Source organism: Morganella sp. Je.2.23 (assembly GCF_051129855.1).
In the GTDB taxonomy this organism is placed as follows: Bacteria; Pseudomonadota; Gammaproteobacteria; order Enterobacterales; family Enterobacteriaceae; genus Morganella; species Morganella sibonii.
Map to the genome: position 1 here is coordinate 1,821,720 of NZ_JBCPSQ010000001.1, position 19,945 is coordinate 1,841,664.

The 19,945-nt window shown below is 52.3% G+C and carries 20 protein-coding genes; 7 read left to right on the forward strand and 13 right to left on the reverse strand.

Annotation, left to right across the window (positions count from 1 at the left end):
- The first annotated feature begins 6 nt into the window (after window positions 1-6).
- On the forward strand, window positions 7-684 hold the full coding sequence (locus AAZR23_RS09040; RefSeq protein ID WP_166708189.1) for a DUF1345 domain-containing protein: 678 nt from the start codon (window positions 7-9) through the stop codon (window positions 682-684).
- Between the two features lie 12 nt (window positions 685-696).
- Complete coding sequence (locus AAZR23_RS09045; protein WP_434691966.1) at window positions 697-1,248, forward strand: DedA family protein; 552 nt, start codon at window positions 697-699, stop codon at window positions 1,246-1,248.
- Window positions 1,249-1,276: 28 nt separating this feature from the next.
- Here the strand turns inward: AAZR23_RS09045 and AAZR23_RS09050 are convergent, their stop codons facing one another.
- The 3 genes from AAZR23_RS09050 to AAZR23_RS09060 form a co-directional block, all read right to left on the reverse strand.
- Window positions 1,277-2,011, reverse strand: coding sequence for a class I SAM-dependent methyltransferase (locus tag AAZR23_RS09050; protein ID WP_166708191.1), 735 nt, complete (start codon window positions 2,009-2,011; stop codon window positions 1,277-1,279).
- Window positions 2,012-2,138: 127 nt separating this feature from the next.
- A complete protein-coding gene (cspE, locus tag AAZR23_RS09055; RefSeq protein WP_046894884.1) occupies window positions 2,139-2,351 on the reverse strand; it encodes a transcription antiterminator/RNA stability regulator CspE in 213 nt (70 codons plus the stop codon).
- 251 nt (window positions 2,352-2,602) lie between these two features.
- Window positions 2,603-3,448, reverse strand: a complete 846-nt coding sequence (locus AAZR23_RS09060; RefSeq protein WP_218426402.1) for a nickel/cobalt efflux transporter — start codon at window positions 3,446-3,448, stop codon at window positions 2,603-2,605.
- A 142-nt stretch (window positions 3,449-3,590) separates the two neighbouring features.
- Between AAZR23_RS09060 and rcnR the strand changes: the two genes are divergently transcribed.
- Complete coding sequence (rcnR, locus tag AAZR23_RS09065; RefSeq protein ID WP_004238006.1) at window positions 3,591-3,863, forward strand: Ni(II)/Co(II)-binding transcriptional repressor RcnR; 273 nt, start codon at window positions 3,591-3,593, stop codon at window positions 3,861-3,863.
- Window positions 3,864-3,920: 57 nt separating this feature from the next.
- Here the strand turns inward: rcnR and AAZR23_RS09070 are convergent, their stop codons facing one another.
- Window positions 3,921-4,577 (reverse strand): hypothetical protein, encoded by a 657-nt coding sequence (locus AAZR23_RS09070; RefSeq protein ID WP_434691971.1) that lies wholly within the window; start codon window positions 4,575-4,577, stop codon window positions 3,921-3,923.
- Between the two features lie 406 nt (window positions 4,578-4,983).
- On the opposite strand from AAZR23_RS09070, the gene ydeE reads away from it, so the two are divergent.
- The 4 genes from ydeE to AAZR23_RS09090 all read left to right on the forward strand — a co-directional run bounded on the left by ydeE (window position 4,984) and on the right by AAZR23_RS09090 (window position 9,738).
- Window positions 4,984-6,165, forward strand: a complete 1,182-nt coding sequence (gene ydeE, locus AAZR23_RS09075) for an efflux MFS transporter YdeE (protein ID WP_434691973.1) — start codon at window positions 4,984-4,986, stop codon at window positions 6,163-6,165.
- Between the two features lie 174 nt (window positions 6,166-6,339).
- Window positions 6,340-7,377 (forward strand): methyltransferase, encoded by a 1,038-nt coding sequence (locus AAZR23_RS09080; protein ID WP_434691975.1) that lies wholly within the window; start codon window positions 6,340-6,342, stop codon window positions 7,375-7,377.
- Window positions 7,378-7,459: 82 nt separating this feature from the next.
- Window positions 7,460-8,806 carry a B12-binding domain-containing radical SAM protein gene (locus AAZR23_RS09085; RefSeq protein WP_434691978.1) on the forward strand — a complete coding sequence of 449 codons (1,347 nt, stop codon included), beginning with the start codon at window positions 7,460-7,462 and terminating at the stop codon, window positions 8,804-8,806.
- A complete protein-coding gene (locus tag AAZR23_RS09090) occupies window positions 8,806-9,738 on the forward strand; it encodes a fatty acid desaturase family protein (protein WP_434691980.1) in 933 nt (310 codons plus the stop codon). Before AAZR23_RS09085 ends, AAZR23_RS09090 begins: the two co-directional genes overlap by 1 nt.
- 153 nt (window positions 9,739-9,891) lie before the next feature.
- On the opposite strand, the gene AAZR23_RS09095 is transcribed toward AAZR23_RS09090, so the two are convergent.
- From AAZR23_RS09095 to AAZR23_RS09135, 9 genes are read right to left on the reverse strand one after another with little or no spacing between them, the layout of a single operon-like run.
- Window positions 9,892-10,512 (reverse strand): YybH family protein, encoded by a 621-nt coding sequence (locus tag AAZR23_RS09095; RefSeq protein WP_434691983.1) that lies wholly within the window; start codon window positions 10,510-10,512, stop codon window positions 9,892-9,894.
- The gene (locus AAZR23_RS09100; protein ID WP_434691986.1) at window positions 10,512-11,123 is read right to left on the reverse strand and encodes a phosphatase PAP2 family protein; all 612 of its coding nucleotides are present in this window, start codon (window positions 11,121-11,123) and stop codon (window positions 10,512-10,514) included. The genes AAZR23_RS09095 and AAZR23_RS09100 overlap by 1 nt, the downstream gene beginning before the upstream one ends.
- A 9-nt stretch (window positions 11,124-11,132) precedes the next feature.
- On the reverse strand, window positions 11,133-12,476 hold the full coding sequence (locus tag AAZR23_RS09105) for a B12-binding domain-containing radical SAM protein (protein WP_046894875.1): 1,344 nt from the start codon (window positions 12,474-12,476) through the stop codon (window positions 11,133-11,135).
- Complete coding sequence (locus AAZR23_RS09110) at window positions 12,473-13,795, reverse strand: B12-binding domain-containing radical SAM protein (RefSeq protein WP_434691989.1); 1,323 nt, start codon at window positions 13,793-13,795, stop codon at window positions 12,473-12,475. The genes AAZR23_RS09105 and AAZR23_RS09110 overlap by 4 nt, the downstream gene beginning before the upstream one ends.
- On the reverse strand, window positions 13,771-14,799 hold the full coding sequence (locus AAZR23_RS09115) for an N-acetyltransferase (RefSeq protein WP_434691992.1): 1,029 nt from the start codon (window positions 14,797-14,799) through the stop codon (window positions 13,771-13,773). Before AAZR23_RS09115 ends, AAZR23_RS09110 begins: the two co-directional genes overlap by 25 nt.
- The gene (locus AAZR23_RS09120; RefSeq protein ID WP_314045123.1) at window positions 14,796-16,142 is read right to left on the reverse strand and encodes a B12-binding domain-containing radical SAM protein; all 1,347 of its coding nucleotides are present in this window, start codon (window positions 16,140-16,142) and stop codon (window positions 14,796-14,798) included. Before AAZR23_RS09120 ends, AAZR23_RS09115 begins: the two co-directional genes overlap by 4 nt.
- Window positions 16,142-17,539 carry a B12-binding domain-containing radical SAM protein gene (locus tag AAZR23_RS09125; RefSeq protein ID WP_434691996.1) on the reverse strand — a complete coding sequence of 466 codons (1,398 nt, stop codon included), beginning with the start codon at window positions 17,537-17,539 and terminating at the stop codon, window positions 16,142-16,144. The genes AAZR23_RS09120 and AAZR23_RS09125 overlap by 1 nt, the downstream gene beginning before the upstream one ends.
- Complete coding sequence (locus tag AAZR23_RS09130) at window positions 17,536-19,077, reverse strand: GH3 family domain-containing protein (protein ID WP_434691999.1); 1,542 nt, start codon at window positions 19,075-19,077, stop codon at window positions 17,536-17,538. The genes AAZR23_RS09125 and AAZR23_RS09130 overlap by 4 nt, the downstream gene beginning before the upstream one ends.
- Entirely contained in the window at window positions 19,070-19,789 is a 720-nt protein-coding gene (locus tag AAZR23_RS09135) for a hypothetical protein (RefSeq protein WP_218426411.1), read from the reverse strand. Before AAZR23_RS09135 ends, AAZR23_RS09130 begins: the two co-directional genes overlap by 8 nt.
- Between the last annotated feature and the right edge of the window lie 156 nt (window positions 19,790-19,945).

The following is a 19,945-nucleotide window of genomic DNA, read 5'->3' on the forward strand; positions in this document are numbered from 1 at the left end:
ACTAATATGTTGCGCTACGGTATTCGCATTACTCATATTTTTCGTCATGCTTTTCACTCGCGTCCGCGTTTTATTATCTCCCTGCTGGTCGCATTTGTGACATTTTTTGCACTGTTACCCATGCAAAGTGCACTGATGTGCCTGATCCTCAGCTGGAATGCATTTTCCTGGATATATCTGTTATTTCTCTTTGAACGGATCATCAATAAAAAAGTAAAAGATATCCGTAAACTGACCAAAATTGAGGATGAAAGTGCCCGTATGGTGATGTTTTTCCTGCTTGCCGGGTGTTGCGTCAGTTTACTGGTGCTATTTTTTGCTCTCGGCGGACACGGTAATCTGACCGGCAATGATAAAGCCGTTCAGTATATTTTGACGGCATCCACATTAGTTTCTTCATGGCTGTTATTGCCGGCCGGATTTACCATGCACTACGCACATCTTTATTACAATAATCCGCAGCAGGATACCCCGTGGTTATTATTTCCGGACAAACCCGCTGAACCGGGCTACTCTGATTTTATGTATTTTTCATTTACGATTGCTGTCGCTTCACAAACAGCAGATGTGGAAATTGCCTCTTCACCGATGCGCCGTGCTGTGTTAATGCAATCCATTGTCTCCTTTATTTTTAATATGGCGATATTGGGATTATGCATTAATATTTCCGCCGGTTTATTTTAAACGGGACCGCTGATGGATACATTGCTGTCGCACTGGATTTCAGAATACGGCTATTGGGCAACCTTTTTCGGTACAATGATCGAAGGGGAAACCGCCGCATTTTTATCCGGTATCGCAGCACACCATCAGTTATTATCCTACCCGAAAGTGATGCTGGCAGCCGCACTGGGCGGGATTATCAGTGACAATCTTCTGTTCATAATCGGTTATTTTGCCGGAAACCGGATACTGCCCCGTATTCATAAACACGCGGACAAAATAGCCCGCCTGCAACAAATTATTCACCGCCGCGAAAACCTGGTCATTATCGGAGTCCGTTTTGCTTACGGATTAAGAACGATCGGCCCCGTAATTATCGGTGCCGCCGGTATTAACCCGCTGAAATTTTTTGTACTGAATATTTTCGGCGGGGCAATATGGGGAAGTGTTATTGTGTCTGCCGGATATTTTGTCAGCGCCGCAATCCTTGCCCTGCCGCTGCATACTTACCTCGCCTGGTTCCTTATCCTCGCGGCAGTTGCCGGTCTGTTTATGCTGATAAGAAAGCACAAGTTAAAACTGTAAAATCCGGCACTGACCTGCCCGTCCGCCGTTATTCCGGCTTGCGGGCACTAAGCAGAAAGATCATCGGCCGTTCTTTTTCTTCATCCAGTGCCGGATTGGCGGCAATTTGTTCTGCTGATGGTCCCCACTCATTTATCCCGCGGATTTCAAATCCGGCGGCAATCAGCATATTTATCCAGGTGGATAATTTCCGGTGCTGTTTTTCCACCCCGTCAGCAAACCAGTTGCTGAGCCTGACGCCTTCCTGCTGATACTGATTGACCGGCCAGGCTTTATTACCGGCACTGTCAGTACACCAGTTTTGAATAACGGGAGCTGTGTAAATCGGGTGTTCTGCGGAGAAAACCAGATTACCGCCCGGGACCAGAGCCTGATACAGCGTGGCAAAAAGTGCCGGGATATCGTGCACATAATGCAGCGCCAAAGAGCTGTAAATCACATCACTTTGTGTGGCAGGTAATGATAATGTCTCAAGATCAGCCCGCAGGTAGGTAATCTCCGAATCAGAGGTCATCGACGCCGCTTTGGCCAGCATTTTCTCTGACAGATCAAAACCGGTTACCCTGGCTGCTCCCTGTGCTCTTGCCCAGCGGCAGAACCAGCCATACCCGCAGCCCAGGTCGATAACCGATTTTCCGGTCAGTGACGGCAGCAATTCCTGCATAGCAGCCCATTCAGGTGCACCATTCAGCCCTTCTGCTGAACGTGGCAGCGTGGCATAACCGGCAAAAAAATCCGGATTATCATAAATATTTTGAGACATAAATTACCCCTTAAATTATGAGCAAATTATATTCATAATTTCCTTATTTCCGCCACTGTCTGTTTTCCGGACATAAAAAAACCTCACCGGAGTGAGGTTTTTAAAATCTGTGCCTGAGCAGCAGTGATTACAGTGCAACCACGTTAGCCGCAGCCGGGCCTTTCATACCATTTTCGATGGTGAAAGAAACCTGCTGGCCTTCTGCCAGAGATTTGAAGTTGTCGCTCTGGATTGCAGAGAAGTGAACAAACACGTCTTTGCTGCCGTCAGCAGGAGTGATAAAGCCAAAACCTTTATCATCGTTAAACCATTTTACGGTACCAGTAATTGTTGCAGACATATTGAATTTCCTTTAATAAATTTTGTTGCCGTAGGGCATATAAGCGGTTTGATTACGTTTTTACTTATGGGAACTATCAGAAGGAATTCGCTATGAAGTGGTATCTTGGATAACGCTTGACGGAGAACAACTTAAAATCGGACTGACATAAATAGGTCTGTACTTCCAAACCAATGCCGATATTAAGCCATATATTTTGTTATCCGGCAAGCTCTTTTTTATTTATCTCAAAATACAGCACAGTAATGACATCACTCTGCCAGCCCCATATAGCCGTGAATCCCCATGTAAAGCCCGACCAGTGCAATCAGCGCCGCTGAGAAATACGGTGCTTTTTTGGCAATATCGCCCAGCCCCTGCCAGCGGCGGCTGACCTGGCGTAAACCCACGGCAGTCACCACACCGACAGTAACCAGTGTCAGTGCCAGTCCGATACTGAAACTGAGCACCATAGTTGCCCCCAGGGTAAAAGCTTTCAGCTGAAGACAAATCAGCAGAACCGTAATCGCCGCCGGGCACGGAATTAACCCTCCGGTCAACCCGAACAGCAAAACCTGACTGTTTGTGGCTTTACCGCCGGTAAAACGGGTTTTGATTTCACGGGCATGCGCTCTGGCATGAGCATCCTGATATTCATCATCATGATGGTTGTCGTGGTGATGGTCGTGATCGTGATGGACGTGACCGTGGTCGTGACCGTGGTCGTGATCGTGATGATGCGTATGATTTTCCTGCTGTATTTCCGTCAGCCAGTTTTTTTCACCACGATATGTCCGCATAAACATCCAGAATGCCGTTGCCAGAATAATCACCGCCGATACCATCTGCAGCCACGGCTCTACCGCTTCCGGTGTAAAGCGGGTACTGATATACATCCCGCCGAGAGCAATCAGCCAGACAATCAGCGTATGTGATAACGTCGCTGCCAGGCCGAGCATCACTGCCTGTCTGACCGTCCCTTTTACCGCAATAATAAAAGCAGCCATCATGGTTTTTGAGTGCCCCGGCTCCAGGCCGTGCAACGCGCCCAGCGCAATCGCGCCGGGAATAAAAAGCCAGGCATTACCCTGCTGTAACAGAGCGGAAAAATCAGTCATGACGTGTATTCCCTGTTTTCATAATGAAGAAAGCATGACCGCAGTATACTCCCCCCCAGTATAATTACACTACCTCTTTGTACCAAGGAGATGCTACTATTTTGCCGGTCACTTTCTTTTCACCTTATTTCACGGGGTTGCCATGTCACATACCATCAGGGACAGACAGAAACTTCAGAACCGCGCCAGTAAAATTCAGGGGCAGGTCAACTCACTGAAAAAAATGCTTGATGAACCACATGAGTGCTCCGCTGTACTGCAACAAATTGCGGCTATCCGGGGGGCGGTAAACGGGTTAATGCGGGAAGTAATTAAAGGCCATCTGATTGAACACGTGGTCCATGAGGAAGATGAGGAAAAGCGTCAGGGTGACCTGGATATTGTCCTGAAGGTGCTGGATTCTTATATTAAGTAATACGGGAAAATAACGGTGATGTGTAACAGTCATCACCGCCGGCAAATTAACCATCATTTAATAATTAAATTCTTTTATCATTTTTTTCCCTGCATCAAAAATAACCCTCAGATTTATGTCCTGATACTGCCCGTTATGACTGTATTTTTTAATTTTCAGCAAACAGATAAGCGGGTCTTCTTCATTTTTTTCTGTGGTTAATTTAGTTTTATCACCATTTTTAATGGTTGTTTTTATAATATAATCAGGAATATAACGACTTCTGTCTGCCATGGCACGAGCTGCCGGAAGCGAATATTTTACCTTTTCTGAACTATCCGGATTCAGCCTGCTCTTCAGTGCCGGGATCATCTGTATATTCAGTACTGAACTGCCGCTGCGGACTATCCTGGTCGTACCGTTACGAGTCAGAAAAGCGGCCTGCCCGCCCGGTCCGGTCACAACACCGCTGACCAGAAGGAGATCCAGCGGGTCAAATAATGCTGATCCCTGCGGTAACACATACATCGCCTGATAATGTCCTCTGATATCATAAAGATGATAAGTTTGATTCATGCCGTACAAATAACCGATACACAGCCCGGCAGATACATCAATCACCGGCTTTACACCTTCCGGTAAATCAGCCTCCGCCGGTATTGCAAAAAATTCCCCGTCACTGAGCGGAGAGTTAAAATCGCTGTATTGACCGGATATCTCATCAAAATCCCGCATTGATATCCCCTTGTTAAAATATTGACTCCTGACTCAATGCCGGAAACAAAACAAATTTTTTCTGCCTGAAATAAAGACAACAACACTATCTGCCGGTACCCGGTGACACATTTTTAATATTTTTGCCGGTATAAAAATACCGTTGTCATCCGCAGAAAATAATAGCGTATAAAAAACCCGGGTATTACTAACCAGGACTATTCTTTATAAAGCGGAGGCAGGAGATAAAAATACTGACAGAACTTCGCGGACAGTTTAACGCCGGTCAATATGGTTTCAGACGGGTTGTGAAAACGACCGGTGCACACTGTGCTGCCACGACCTGAAGGCACTGTACAGCGCCGGATTTGCATGATATTGATTACGTGAATATTACAATTAAAATAAAAATACTGAGAATGTCACCATGCAAGCCGCCACCCGTTCCACTATTGCTCTGCTCGCTTCCTCATTTTTAATTACTATCGGACGGGGTGCCACTATCCCGTTTATGGCGATTTATCTCAGCCGGCAGTATGGCATGGCGGTAGATCAGGTGGGGGTTGCGCTGACTGTCGCCCTGACAACCGGTGTACTGTTCAGTCTTGGCTTTGGCATTATTGCCGATAAATTTGATAAAAAGCGTTATATGCTGATGGCAATTGTGGTTTATATCGCCGGCTTTATTGCTATTCCGCTGACACACAATATCGCACTGGTCGTCGTCTTCTTTTCACTGATTAACTGCGCCTATTCTGTATTTGCCACAGTGCTGAAAGCCTATTTCGCCGATACGCTGCCGCCCGCACGTAAAACCAAAGTTTTTTCCCTGAACTATACCTTCGTCAATATGGGCTGGACTGTCGGCCCGCCAATCGGTACCGGACTGCTGATGTACAGCGCCGATCTGCCGTTCTGGCTGGCAGCCTGTACCGCCTCATTTCCGATATTCTTTATTCAGCGCTTTGTCCGCAGTGTGCCGCCTTCCGCCTCCGGCAGCAACAGCACTGCCTGGCAGCCTTCTGTGATGCTGCACGATAAAGCTCTGCTCTGGTTCACGCTATCTGCTTTTATGGGCTCACTGGTGTTCGGTTCGTTTTCCGCCTGTATTTCCCAGTATGTTCTGACAGTGGCTGATTCCACGCTGGCGGAAAAGGTGATCGGTGTGGTTCTGCCGGTCAATGCTGCCGTTGTGGTTTCACTGCAATACATGGTCGGCCGCCGGATCAGCACGGAAAATCTGCAAAAACTGATGACACTCGGTACTCTCTTTTTTATAGGCGGACTCGCCGGATTTATGATGTCGGGCAGTAATCTTGTCTTCTGGGGATTGGCTGCTTTTGTCTTTACTCTCGGCGAACTGATTTATGCACCGGGAGAATATATGCTGATCGACAACATTGCTCCCGACGGCATGAAATCCAGTTACTTTTCCGCACAATCCCTCGGCTGGCTCGGCGGTGCATTTAACCCGCTGCTCACCGGTGGTGTGCTGACCTATTTCCCGCCAAACACCCTGTGGCTGCTGCTGATCGGGGTTTCGGCCTGCGCCTGGTTATGTATGATGCGGGGTCTGCGGATCAGCAGAAACAGATTCATTCACAACTGAATAGTTGATTAACTTATCATTAATTAATAATACTTCATATTCCGATACGGTAATTTCCTGCTGCTGAGCTATCCTCCCTCTATTGTTTAGTTTCACTTAACATAGAGAGTGCTGTATGCCTCAGCAGGCACTCTGACCAGTCCTGTTATTTCATGTCTGAAAGGAGTTACCGCTATGTCTTATACTGAACCGGATTTGATGAGTCCGGCGGAAGAGCAATCCGTCATCCGTATCCTGAATGCCGCCCTCGGGCTGGCGCTGCCCGGTTGTCTGCGGGTTGCGGCAGAGCTGAATATTGCCGACCATCTGGCTGACGGCCCGCTCTCTGTCGCTGTACTGGCAGAACGCACCGGCTCGGACCCGGATAATCTGCGCCGTATACTGCGGATGCTGGCGCTGAACGGTATTTTCACCGGTACAGGTAATGATGATTACCGGCTTTCTCCTGATGCGGAATTTCTCCGCAGGGATCACCCCTGTTCACAGCGGGATGCGGTACTGACACTGACTGACAATACGTACTGGTCAACCATCGGTCAGCTTAATGAATCGGTCCGGGGCGAACTGAACTTTAAAAAACTGTTCGGCAAAACCTTCTATGAATATCAGGCCACCAAACCCAACTGTGACGACAGCTATAATTTCCCGTCGGGGATGTCCGCCCTGTCGGAGATGGAAAACTATTTTGTGACCCGTGCTTATAACTTCCCGTCAGCGTGTCATATCGCCGATATCGGTGGCGGTGAAGGTTCTCTGCTGCTGCGGATTTTACGCAGTGACCCGACACTGACCGCCACCCTGTTTGACAGCCCGCATGTGGTATCAGATAAATATCTGTCTCAGCTGGGGGATGATTCCCGCTGGTCGCTGAACGGCGGTGATTTTTTTAAATCCGTGCCGCAGGCGGATATGTATCTGCTGAAAAAAGTCATTTTTAATCAGGATGATACCAATGCCCTCGCCGTACTGAAAAATTGCCGCAACGCCATGAAACCGGACAGTAAACTGCTGATTATCGAATCCATTGTGCATCCGGAAACCAACCCGTCAGCCCATTACGGTATGGGGATACTTTGTATGGCTATTCTGCCCGGTGGTGGTGAACGCACAATTCCGGAATTTGAGGCACTGCTGGCTGAAGCCGGACTGAAAATAAACCGTCTCATCCCGACAGAATGCTATATCTCTGTCCTTGAGGTCGTTACGGCCTGATCTTTGATCCGGCACAGTGCGTCCCGGTGCGTGCTGTGCCATTGTGAAAGACCATGTGTCATCTGCGGAGCAGGAAGCACCGGTGCGAATATTACTGATTTTGCCGTTTGACAGGACTTACCGCTACCGGAAAAGTGCATTTTCCGTGGCAATCAGCTATGCCCCGCTGACGCTTATCACCCTCGCCGCTCTGGTTCCCCCGCACCTGAATGTGCAACTGACCCTCTGTGATGAAGGCGTTTCCCCGCCCGTCACCGGCGGACATTTTGATCTCGTGGTGGTCACCGCCACAGCCTCCTCCTCTCCCCGGGCTTATGCGCTGTGCAGCTACTGGCGTGAACGCGGGGCAAGAACCGCGATGGGTGGCGCACATGCCACATTGCAGCCTGATGAAGCCGCACAGTATGCGGATACCGTACTTATCGGTGCCGGTGAATATATCTGGCCGCAGTTTTTGCAGGATATGGCTGACGGACATCCGCAGCCGCGCTATCAGCACCGCCCGGAACGCGGCTTTCTGCCGGGGCCGGTACCGCGCCGTGATCTGCTGCCATCCCGTGCTTATATGAATATCGCCACCATTATTGCTGACCGGGGCTGTCCGCTCGGCTGTGAATTCTGTTCTGTGCAACATCAGTGGGGGCGAAAAGGCACGGCACGTCCGGTCGCCGAAGTCATTGATGAAATAAAGCAAAGCGGCAAACGCCGCTGGATATTTCTCGATCCGAACCTGTATGCCAACCGGCAGTACAGCCTGGAACTGTTCCGGGCGCTGATCCCGCTGAAAATCCGCTGGTCGGGACTGGCGACGCTGAATGTGACAGATGACGACGAGGTATTCCGGGCGCTGCGTGACAGCGGCTGTGAGGGGCTGCTTATCGGGCTGGAAAACCTCAGTCAGCAAACCATGGCGGCCACCGGCAAGAATTGTAACCAGGTCAGTGAATACCGCCGTCAGATCCGGCGGCTGCGCGATAACCGGATTGCCGCACTCGGCTGTTTTGTGCTCGGGTTTGATGAAGATACACCGGAAAGTATCCGTGACACGATACGGCAGATCCCCGGCCTCGGGCTGGATCTGGTACGTTTTTCCGTCCTCACACCGCTGCCGGGTACGCGTTTGTGGCAAAGGATGGCAGAAGAAAACCGGTTAATCACGCAGGATCTGAGTCTGTATGACAACGAACATGTGGTTTTTCAGCCGCAAAATATGTCACCGGAAACCCTGCAATCCCTGCTGCACGAAGCCTGGCGGGAAACATACCGCCTGACGGCCATTCTGCGCCGGGTATTCCGCCGCCCGGGCAGCCGTTTTATCCGTCTGGCGGCCAATCTGGGCTTCCGGCTGTATGCCCGCCGGTTACGCCATGAAAAAACCGGGTTGTTCAACCCGGCAGTAGTGATAAATAACACAAGGAAAACAGACTGATGCGTCTTTTACTCAACAGTATTCTGCTGGTTTTTTCGATGACCGCAGCAGCGGCCTGTTTATGGGGAGTCAGTCATCTCGCCTGGTATTATGCCCTGCCCGCGCTGATCGGTTTTATGCTGATCAACAATATGCCGTTTGCCATTCTGCATGAAGCGGTACATGGTGTGGCCGCCCGCTCTGCCGCCGGTAACCGGGCTATCGGGATTATTGCCGCATGGGCATTTCCGACCTCCTTTACCCTGCAACGCCGCGCACACCTGAATCACCATAAAAATAACCGGACAGATAAAGAGCTGTATGATTATTATCTGCCGGGCCAGCCGCGCTGGCTGCGTAATGTCTGGATGTACGGCGGAAATCTGCTCGGGCTGTACTATTTTTGTGTGCTGCTGGGTAATCTGATCTGGTTTATTGCACCGGGCGTCTACCGCTCCCGGCTGTTTGTCACTAAAATCGCACCGGCGCTGGGATTCGGCTCACAAGTCCCGGAACTGGCAAAACTGCCGCCGCTGACCATCTGGAGTGAACTGCTCGGTGCGTTTCTCTGGCAGGCATTGCTGTTTTGGGTGCTGGACTTAAGTGTGACCGGTTATCTGCTCTGCCTGTGGGCTTTTGCACTGCACTGGTCAGCACTGCAATATGCGGATCACGCCTGGAGCCCCCGCGATGTGATGAACGGTGCGTGGAACCTGAAAGTACTGCCGGTTTCCCGCTGGCTGGCACTGAATTATCACTGCCATCTCGCTCACCACCAGCACCCGCAGGCACCGTGGTATGAACTGCCGTCGCTGGTGGATGACCAGCCGCGTCCGACTTTCTGGCGTGTCTATTTCACTATGTGGCGCTATGGCGTGCGGCCTGCACCGCAGATGGGAGCACCGGCAGATCTGAATTTTGTATTTCCGCCGGAAGAAGAAAAAAGACGGTGATTTCTGTCAGTCCGTGAAACGTCTGATAACGGGCAAAACGAAAAGTCGCTGTAAATACATCCCTGTAAGCTCAGGCGCGTCATCCATGACGCGCATGCTTTTCGTTCACCTGCCCGTTACCCGGCGAGCGACATAACCTGCTGTTTTATTAAACTATTGTTTCTTCCCGGCGTCTGTCTGTGGTTTTACCGCACTTTTACGGCGGAACAGCACAATACCGGCCAGCAAACCAATAATCAGCCCGCCCGCACCGTACATCATGCCCTGTAAGGCGTTACGGGTTTCATTCAGCAGCGGGTTATCCGTGAAATCAGTGCCGATATGAATGGTGCGGATTTTCCAGGCACCGTCCTCAAGCGCCACCGTCGCGGTCCAGCGGGTCGGAAAATCATAGGTCCGGCCATCGCTGAGCTGATATTTTTCCATTCCTTTACCATAGGCGACCCCCCAGGTTTTATCCGGGGATAATTCGGTCACCACATCGGCGTTAAAACTGATATTCAGTTTTTTCAGGAACTTGTCCGGCCCGAACCAGGACTCAAAATACGGTTTTATCGCCGCTTTGCCGGAGATAAACTCCTGGGTTATCGGGGTGGCACGCAGGTTTTCACTCATCACCGGCAGCATTTTGTCATAATCGCCGCTGTTGATCGCTGTTTCCACTGTGCCGATGACCTGCCGCAGTTCATCGTGGATAGCGCCGTCTTCTTCACCCGGCTGTGCGTAAACCGAAAAACTGAATATCATTAATGCACTGATAATTATCCTTTTCATCAATATTTCCTCATCATATAGGTAACCGTTACCGCCAACAGCAGGCCGGTGACCACATCCGCCACATGGTGCTGGTGAACCAGCAGCACAGACAGCACAATCAGTACCAGCCATAACAGAAAAAACAGCGTCAGCCCGCGCCCGGTATGCCGGATAACGGCCAGCACCGCAGCACATGACCAAGCGACATGCAGGGACGGCACCAGATTATGCGGGTGATCCAGTGCGAACAGTGTCGTGTACATCGTCTGATACAGCGGAGATTCCGGCACCTGCCGCACAAAACCAAGCTGCGCCGGAAACAGAAAAAAGATCACGCCGCCCAGCAGGGTCATCACAATAAACGAGAGTGCAAGCTGCCGGTGCTCACGGCGCGGCAGAAACAAAACCGGCATCAGAATAATCAGGTAAAACGAGCAGTACACCCAGATAAAACCGGGCACAAACGGGATATGCAGCTCAGCCGGAAACCACAGGGAATACAGACTTGCACGTCCGGCAGTATACGCATTCATCAGCGGATAAACCGTGAAAAACACCACACTGACCGGAATACACCACAGCAGATAGCTGATCACACGGCGGGAAAAAGAATCCGGGCTGGTATTCATTCACCCTCCTTATTTCAAACCAAAACGCATCCGGTGTTTTTTATGCACCTCTTTGCGGAATAACAGGGTATAACGCCAGAATGTGGCCATGCGCGATAAGGATTGCAGAGTCAGCCGCAGGTCAGAGAAACGCCGGATAATCGATGGTACACTGTTAAAACGGCTGCGCGCCGCGTGGCACAGTTCAGTCAGGGTTTCCGGACTCATCCGGGCCGGCTGAAATGCCGCCTGATTAAAGCGGTATTCCGGATGCAGCCACCATTTTCCGTCAAACAACAGACGGTTTTCCTGCGCCAGCTGCTGATACAGCGGCGTGCCGGGATACGGCATCAGGATGTTATAGGCAGCAAACGCAAAACGGTTTTTCAGCGCGAATTCCACCGTATCTTCCACGGTCTCTGCTGTATCATGATCATATCCCAGGGTGAACGCCGCCCAGGTCTGCAATCCGAAGTCCCGTAATACTGAAATTTCCTCGCGATACTGTGAAAATGTCCGCATATTCGGCGATTTTCGCGCATCGCGCAGACTGTCCGGGTTGATGGATTCAAACCCCATCACATTGCCCCAGCAGCCGCTCTGCTGTAACAGTGACATCAGACGGCGGTTGCGGGTCATATCCAGGCTCGCCTGACTTATCCAGCGGACATTCAGCGGCGTCAGTGCGCTGCACAGCTCACTCAGTTCCCGGTGATCAGAGGCAATATTGTCATCGACAAAAAAGATAAATTTCGGTTTTTGCGTTTCAATCTCCCGCACCACTTCATCGATCCGGCGAATATAGTGCTGACGCCCGAAATAGCGACTGACAGCACAGAAACGACAGGCAAAACGGCAGCCGCGGGTAAACTGCATCAGGCTGATCGGCAGATACCCTTTTCCGCGGAAGATATCACGGCGCGGCAGACAGCCGCATAAATTGTGGTCGACCTGACCGATCCCGGCCGGGGCATCATAACGCGGCTTCAGACGGCCTTTCTCCGCATCGCGGATCATCTCTGTCCAGCGGGTTTCCGCATCACCGGTAAAAACGCTGTCGCAGTGCTGTGCCACTTCCTCCGGCAGCAATGTGGCATGGATCCCCCCCATCACCACCCGGACATCACGGGCGCGGTATTCTGCCGCAATCTCATAGGCACGGCGGGCGGTAAAGGTTTCCACAGTAATAGCGACCAGATCCGCCGGTTCATCATACGGGATGGCTTCCATCCGGTCGTCATACAGTACCACGTCCACGTCAGGCGGGGTCAGACCGGCAAGCACGCCGAGCATCAGAGGCTCCATCCGCCCCTCATCCACATAAAGGCTGTGTTCCTGACGGCCGATATTCGGTTTAATCAGTATCAGTTTCACTCTTTTCCTCCCGGGCGTTTTCCCTGCTTGCGGGCAATATCCCGGTGCGAGGCGATATTGTAAAGCCAGGCAACCAGCTGAGTACGCCAGTTGCCGGAACGACACAGCCGCCGGATAATGGACGGGTAACGGTAGAAGCGGGTACGGGCATAGAAACATCCGTCAGCCAGCTCCGCAATACTCATTCCTCCCGGCCGGAAAGCCGGTTCGCCGTAACGAAAATCCGGGTCGAGCCACCAGGCGGGATAAATCAGCCGCCCCTCAGCCTCCAGCCGCGCATAAAGCGCCGTGCCGGGTGTCGGGATCAGCAGATTAAAATTGGCAATCGCCAGTTTATTGCTTTCCGCAAAGGCCAGCGTACTGCGGATAGTTTCCGGTGTGTCTTCGTCGTAACCAAAAATAAAGGTGCCGTAGACACATATGCCGCGCCGGTACAGCGCCGCCAGCACAGCGGCATAATCCTTCGCGGTATGGCTGCGGGATTTTCCCATCCGCCTGAGCGTGGTTTCATTCAGGCTTTCAAAACCGATCAGCACAAAACAGCACCCGGCAGCGGCCAGTTTATCCAGCATTTCCTCATTACGGGCAATATCAATGCTTATCTGACACCCCCAGCGGCGCTTCAGTGGTGTGAGCATCGCCAGCAGTTCATTCAGTGCCCGTTTACCGGCAAAGAGGTTGTCATCCACAAATATCAGGAACCGTTTTGCAGGCAGGGATAAAATTTCATCCCGCATTTCATCAACCGGCCGGGTGCGTACCCCTTCCGGATAAAAGGCATGGATAGAGCAGAAATCACAGGCAAAGCGGCAGCCGCGCGAGAACTGCACCAGCGACACCGGGGCGTAACGTTTGCCCTCAAAAATAGTCCGGTCAATACGGCAACCGGCAAGCGGACGGTCATGCGCCCCCCGGTAACTGGGCTTCAGCGCATTACGTTCACAGTCCGCCAGCATTTGTTCCCATGCCCCTTCCGCATCGCCGAGCAGCACACTGTCCGCATGCTGCAACGCTTCATCCGGCATAAAGGTGACATGGTAACCGCCCATCACCACGGTTTTCCCCTGACGGCGGAACCGGTCAGCAAGCTGATAACTGCGCTGTGCCGTGAACGTTTCCGCCGAAATGGCAATTAAATCCGCTTCCGGCAGTTCATCCGGGATGATATCCAGCCGGTCATCATAAAATGTCACCCGGTGCCCCGGCGACAACGCCGCCAGGATCCCCATCGCCAGCGGTGTCATAGCATCTTTCGTGCGGTAATCCCCCATATTCGGGTAGATAAGCACGATATTCACAACAGAGCTATCTCCGGCCACACAATCCGGCCGTCCCACTGCGGCGCAGCCGTCAGATCAACACCGTAAATCCGGGTACGGTAAACCGATGCACCGGTACGTTTAATCACATCATTGGTGCAGATGTGTCCGGACGGAAGCCCGACTGTCATAATCGGTGTGGTACAGTGCAGCAGGGCTTCCTCAATCAGATCCGGCAGTTTGGTATCATCCGTACAGGCCAGGAACGACAGAAAACTCTGCGGGATCACTTCCCCGGCCTCCGGCATCTGCGGCCGCCGGGTCATCCCGGCAAACGCATTGTAAAGCGGACGCAGCATCTTCATTCTGCCGGAGTAACCGGCCACAATAACCTGTTTGAATGATCGCTGATCCCAGAGCATACCGCAGGCCACCAGCTGTCCGTTCTGATAACTGCCGAGTACGGTGATGCCGGTCTGCTGCATGGCTTTCAGATTCAGCGCCGGTGCCAGCTGACGGGAGGAGGATTCCTCCGCAAAGAAACGGATCACATCCGTGTAATCTTCCGGCGGTACCACTTTCCATAATCCGCGGTTTTTACCCCGGCTCTTGCTGATCGCCAGCGTACTCATGCTGCTGAGAGGGCGGTAAAGCGGTAAGCCTTCCACGCCCCGTTCCAGCAGACGCCTGGCCAGCAGATTATTTTCCGCAATACTGGTGTAACAGTGATCCGGTGTCGGCAACTGCCGCAGCCAGGAAAATCCGGCCTGTAACACTTTCAGGTGATTACGGTATTTCGGCACAACACGCAAACTGCTGAGATAACCCATCCGCGCCTCTTCGCCGTTAACCCAGCCTTTCTGCACCGTCAGCTGACACATACCGATCAGCGTGTCACCGTCTCTTGCCAGTGCCGGATAGACTTCGCCGAAATCATCTTTCGGGGAAAAATAACCGGGCCGCCGGGTCATCACCAGCTCCCAGTCCCCCTGCATGGCATTATCTTCGAGGAGCCCGAGTAAATCCGCGATGTGCTCCGTTGTCGCGTCGATAACCTCTATCATTTAACCTCTGCTAATTTACCCTGCCAATTTTCATCACCAAGCGGGTAGCCGTTGCGGCTGCTTATCTCACGGTGATGCAGCCAGTTAATCGGGAAATAGTTGCGAAACATAAAAAAATCGCCCCGGTTACGCCAGCTGCGCTGAAGAATCGAACGTGAACTGTAAAATGCCTTCCTTGCTGAGAGGCACCCCTGCGTTACTGCCTCCGGAGACAGCTGTGCCGGATAAAACGGCAGCTCGTTGTAACGGTAGTTATCATCGAGCCACCAGTGTTCATAGCGCAGGCGGTTTTCCTGCGCCAGCCGCGCATAAAGCGGCGTCCCCGGGAACGGCGTCATATGGTTAAATGCCGCGATATACATACTCTGTTCACGGGCGTACGCAACCGCCTCGCTGAATGAGTCCGGAGTATCATGGTCATAACCGAATACAAATGTGCCGTATACTGCTATATGATGGCGGCGCAGATTGGCCAGCGCCTGACTGTAACCGCCTTTCATGGTGTTAAAACCTTTTTTCATCTGCCGCAGATTAGCTTCATTCAGGGATTCAAAACCGATCAGAACCCCTCTGCATCCTGCCTGCGACAGCGCACGGACAAACTCTTCATCATGCGCGGCGTCAATACTCATCTGGGTTACCCAGCGTATCCCGGCTTTCGCCAGCGCCGGCAAAAATTCACGGCTCTCACGCAGACTGCCCGCAAAATTATCATCCACAAAGAAAAACAAATTTTTTGTGCCTTTCAGTTCTGATAACTCCCGCAGCACATGATCCGGATCGCGCCGCCGGTAACGCTGCTGATAAAACGACTGTACCGCACAAAATTCACAATGAAAGCGGCAGCCGCGCCCGGTTTCCACCAGGCCAATCGGTAAATAACGTTTCCCCGCAAACAGAGAGCGGTCAACACGGATACTGCGCAGATCGGTCTGTGTTCCGTGATATTCCCGCTGCAGTGTGCCGTGGCGTAAATCATCAATCATCGATTCCCAGACTGACTCAGCCTCCCCGGTGATAATGACATCCGCAAAACGTTTTACCTCCTCCGGCATCAGCGTGGCATGGAATCCGCCCATCAGTACCGGCACACCCCGCTTCCGGTACTCACTGGCTATCTGATAAGCCCGCTTTGCGGTATAGGTTTCAACTGAAATTGAGATCAGATCTGCCGGTTCATCAAACGGGATCAGTTCAAGACGATCGTCATAAAAACGGGTTTCAATATCTGCCGGTGTCAGCCCTTTCAGCGCCGCAACAGGCAGCGGCTCCATCTGCCAGGAACGCAGATAGGTTTCATCGCGCCGGTGGCCGATTGCCGGATGGATAAACGTCAGCCGCATCAGTGACTGCCTGATTTTGCCGGACGGTGCTCAACCGGCCAGTCACAGGTATAGTACTGATGCAGATGATGCGCATAGAAGCGGTAACCCAGATTTGCGGTCAGCGCCAGAGGCTTAAAGTTACGCGCCTGCCACAACCGCTTAGCAATACTGCGGTAACGGTACACTTTTTTCCAGGCACGTTCGTGCCCCAGCTCCAGCTCCCGCGCACTCATCAGTGCCGGACGGAATACCACATGCTGTGCGTCATACAGCGACCAGTCCGTGGTTAAAATCCGCTGCTCTTCCTCAAGGCGTTTAAACAGCGGCGTGCCCGGGAACGGCGTCAGAACCGAGAAGCGCGGTAAATCAATCCCTGCGTCGATAGCCAGATCAACCGTGCGATCAAACACATCCGTGGTGTCGTGATCCAGACCAAACACAAAACAGCCCTGAATCGCAATTCCCAGCCGGTGCAGATCGCCGATCAGTTCTTTATAATCCACCGAACCGTTGAATTTCTTCCCGGCATCTTTCAGGCTGCCGTCACTGACGGTTTCCAGCCCCAGCAGTAACCCTTTGCAGCCGCTGCGGGCCATCAGCTCCATCAATTCATGATTATGAGCAATCAGCACGGTAGATAAACCGAACCACTGAATGTTCAGCGGGATCAGTGCGGTGAACAGCCGTTTGGCATAGCCGATATCTGACACCAGGTTCAGATCGACAAAAATCACTTTCCGCTTGCCGGTACGTTCCACATAACGGCGGATATCCTCAGCAACCCATTCCACCGGATGCTGGAATTGTTTACGTCCCCAGGCACTCGGCGCAACACAGAATTCACAGTTATGCGCACACGAGCGGGTCGCCTCAAACACCCCCTGGGTAAGAAAGTGCTTCGCATCGAAGCGCTCACGCTCAGGGAATGGCAGACCCGGGATATCAAGGGTAAAATCCGCACCCTGGCGATATTCACGCTGCATATTACCCGCCATAAAATCGCGGATAAGCTGCGGCCAGCTCTGCTCGGAATACCCGGTGCAGACCGTATCAGCATGCTGTAATGCTTCCTGCGGCAGTAATGTGACATGCGGCCCGCCGAGTACCACCGGAATATTTTTCGCCCGCATCTGAGCTGACAGTTCATAAGCCCGCGGTGCGTTGCCGGTGATCACCGTCATCGCCACCAGGTCTGCGGTGAAATCCTCAGGCAGTTCCTCAATGCTTTCGTCAATCAGACGGATATTGACCGGCAGGGATTTCGGCACCAGCGCCGACAGCGTGGTCAGCGTCAGCGGCTGATAACGCAGCGAGCGTTTGAAGATCCCGCCCCGTTTCCGGTACAGCGGCCCTTTCGGCGAAAGCAGCACCAGATCCAGCGGCCGCTGCGGCGTATAAACAGTCTGTGTCGTCACGAAAACTCCCTGATATCAAACATGGCACGCCAGTCAGGCAGGGTCAGCAGAGCCGGGATTTTTATCTCCCCCAGCCGTTTTCCCCGTTGCAGCTGCCGGTGAAAATAGTGCTCCGCCGGTTTATGCAGGCGGAGGTATGTCAGCGGGTTAAGCTGTCCGATGCGGCGGGCGTAGTGATACTGCGGATTGGTGCACAGGTAGCGCTCGGTTTCCTCACAATACGCCTGAGCCTGTATATCACTGACAGAGGTATCACTGAGCAGCAGCACATAGCCCCGTTCATCCGCTGCCAGTGCGGCAAAATCCTGTGATGCCGGTAATCCGCCACACACGAAAGGTTCGGTCAGTTTTTCCCCGACCAGATCACTGCATATACCGTCACGCCCGCAAAAACGCAGTTGCGGAACAGCTTCCGCTGTATGACCGGTACACAACACGAGATCCTCTGTCTGATAGCGGTACAGCCCGCTGTTGGTGGTGACAATCACACTGTATGTTTCACCGGGGATCAGCTCATCCGCCAGATATATCTGCCCGCTGCTATGCCGGAATTCATAAAAATTACTGTCTGCACTCAGCTGCGGATCGCCGCAGTCAGACGGAACCGTGATCACGGCTTCAGTGGAAAGCAGCCCTTTTCCCTGGAGTGTCACGCCGGGAAAGTGAGCCATCAGCGCCTGTGCCGGTGAGGCGGATGCCGCCTGATCCCAGCAGCTGATCAGAACCAGCTGCGGCCATAACAGTGCAGTTTTATGCTCCCGCAGATACTGCCGGTAACGCGCCAGAGCCGCCGGGTCCGCCTTCAGGGAATGACCGGCAAGCACTCCGCCATCACGCAGCAATACAGATATAGCCTCCTGCCGTGAGTCCAGGGCTGTCAGCAGCGGAAATAAAAATACGGGGCTCCAGACTGAGATCAGACGTAAACCGGGGCACTGAAGCAGATAAATCAGGGTCAGTAACTGCCAGTCGGCTGCATCCTCAACCTGTGACAGTGTCAGCGGTACTGCGGATAATTCACTGAACGCCGCCAGATTATCCGCGCCCAGATAGAGCGCATCACCGCCGCCGACCGGAATACCACAGGGTGTTTTTGTCGTTCGTGTCACTGCCGGGCTGAGCGCCCAGTAAACATGGCCGGAGGTCAGTGAAAAACGGCGGATAACGTTATGCAGCCAGCCGGTGACAGCGAGACGGAAATCGGTTAATCCGGCGGCAGTATAGGGAATAAGTTTACCGCCGCTGTGACTGCCGCCGGTCAGTTCAAATGCCGGGACCGGCGCACTGCACAGCAGATTTTCTTCCCCGTCCGTCATACGGGTGATAAAAGGACTGAGCTCAGAATAGGTTGTCAGAGGGACGTTCTGCTGATAATCCGCCACGGATTTTACAGATGAGAAATGATACTGCCGCCCGTATTCACACGCCGCATTATCAGCCAGACAGGCAGATAACCAGCGGAACTGTCTCTCACGCAGTGAACCCGGAGACAACACAGGAGGCGTACCGGCCCGGAAATGCTGCCATGCATTATCCATAGCAGAACTCAACACCGGGATCTTCAAACAGAGGCTGAAAACGTTTTGCCACATTCTCAGGAGAAACTTCACACAAGCAGACCAGCTCATGACCGCAGACATAGTGCGGGTTTTTATGCAGGAAAAACGCGACATCCGGTTTGCTGCGCTGCGCGTCAGTAACCGTTGCCATTTCACGGCTCAGATAACCGAATGATGACGGACATTCCACCACACCACGTACCGGGTTATAGAGTAAGCCGAATTTATCTTTTGCCAGTTCTGCTGCCAGCCGCGCCAGTTCCGGTTCTTTGATATTACCGTTCCGGTGCGGATAGAAAGTCTGTGCCAGTGTGCTCATATACCGGTAAGTGCGCACCCCCTTTACCAGCAGGAACCAGAATACCCGCTCCCCGGGATGTTCGCTGCGCAGAAGCGCAATACGCCGCAGCCAGGCACCGTGCAGTGTCTGCTGTTTCCAGTGGGCGGGATGCACAATTGTATCGCCGGAATAAACAATCCGGTGTCCGCGGAACGAATAAAACTGCAGAGTACTGAACCCGGCCATTTCATCACCCGACATCAGAAACAGCACTTCCTGTTTATGATCGAGATCTGACAAAAACTGAACACCGTCACTGCCGGTGTAATACATAAAATAGAGTGAGGCCATTTCCTGACGCTGCGCTTGTGTCAGGGTTTTTACAGGCTGAAAAAATGCACGATACGACACTCCGCCGTCTCCTCCGGTAGATTTACCCGCACTGCCGCTTTTCCTTAAGTGGAATACCTATCTTAGCGACCTTCGCATCAGAAACAATCAGCGATGCCTGAATCTTTGTTTAATATCATAAAAAACGTTGCATATGCTGTTTACGTGCCTTTTCCT

Bases quoted from the DNA above. Each gene is read 5' to 3' on its own strand.
- AAZR23_RS09120 (WP_314045123.1), bottom strand. From the start codon at position 16,142: ATGCGGCTGACGTTTATCCATCCGGCAATCGGCCACCGGCGCGATGAA.
- AAZR23_RS09060 (WP_218426402.1), bottom strand. From the start codon at position 3,448: ATGACTGATTTTTCCGCTCTGTTACAGCAGGGTAATGCCTGGCTTTTT.
- AAZR23_RS09080 (WP_434691975.1), top strand. From the start codon at position 6,340: ATGTCTTATACTGAACCGGATTTGATGAGTCCGGCGGAAGAGCAATCC.
- AAZR23_RS09090 (WP_434691980.1), top strand. From the start codon at position 8,806: ATGCGTCTTTTACTCAACAGTATTCTGCTGGTTTTTTCGATGACCGCA.
- AAZR23_RS09130 (WP_434691999.1), bottom strand. From the start codon at position 19,077: ATGGATAATGCATGGCAGCATTTCCGGGCCGGTACGCCTCCTGTGTTG.
- AAZR23_RS09070 (WP_434691971.1), bottom strand. From the start codon at position 4,577: ATGCGGGATTTTGATGAGATATCCGGTCAATACAGCGATTTTAACTCT.
- rcnR (WP_004238006.1), top strand. From the start codon at position 3,591: ATGTCACATACCATCAGGGACAGACAGAAACTTCAGAACCGCGCCAGT.
- AAZR23_RS09095 (WP_434691983.1), bottom strand. From the start codon at position 10,512: ATGAAAAGGATAATTATCAGTGCATTAATGATATTCAGTTTTTCGGTT.
- AAZR23_RS09115 (WP_434691992.1), bottom strand. From the start codon at position 14,799: ATGATAGAGGTTATCGACGCGACAACGGAGCACATCGCGGATTTACTC.
- AAZR23_RS09050 (WP_166708191.1), bottom strand. From the start codon at position 2,011: ATGTCTCAAAATATTTATGATAATCCGGATTTTTTTGCCGGTTATGCC.
- AAZR23_RS09100 (WP_434691986.1), bottom strand. From the start codon at position 11,123: ATGAATACCAGCCCGGATTCTTTTTCCCGCCGTGTGATCAGCTATCTG.
- AAZR23_RS09040 (WP_166708189.1), top strand. From the start codon at position 7: ATGTTGCGCTACGGTATTCGCATTACTCATATTTTTCGTCATGCTTTT.
- cspE (WP_046894884.1), bottom strand. From the start codon at position 2,351: ATGTCTGCAACAATTACTGGTACCGTAAAATGGTTTAACGATGATAAA.
- AAZR23_RS09045 (WP_434691966.1), top strand. From the start codon at position 697: ATGGATACATTGCTGTCGCACTGGATTTCAGAATACGGCTATTGGGCA.
- ydeE (WP_434691973.1), top strand. From the start codon at position 4,984: ATGCAAGCCGCCACCCGTTCCACTATTGCTCTGCTCGCTTCCTCATTT.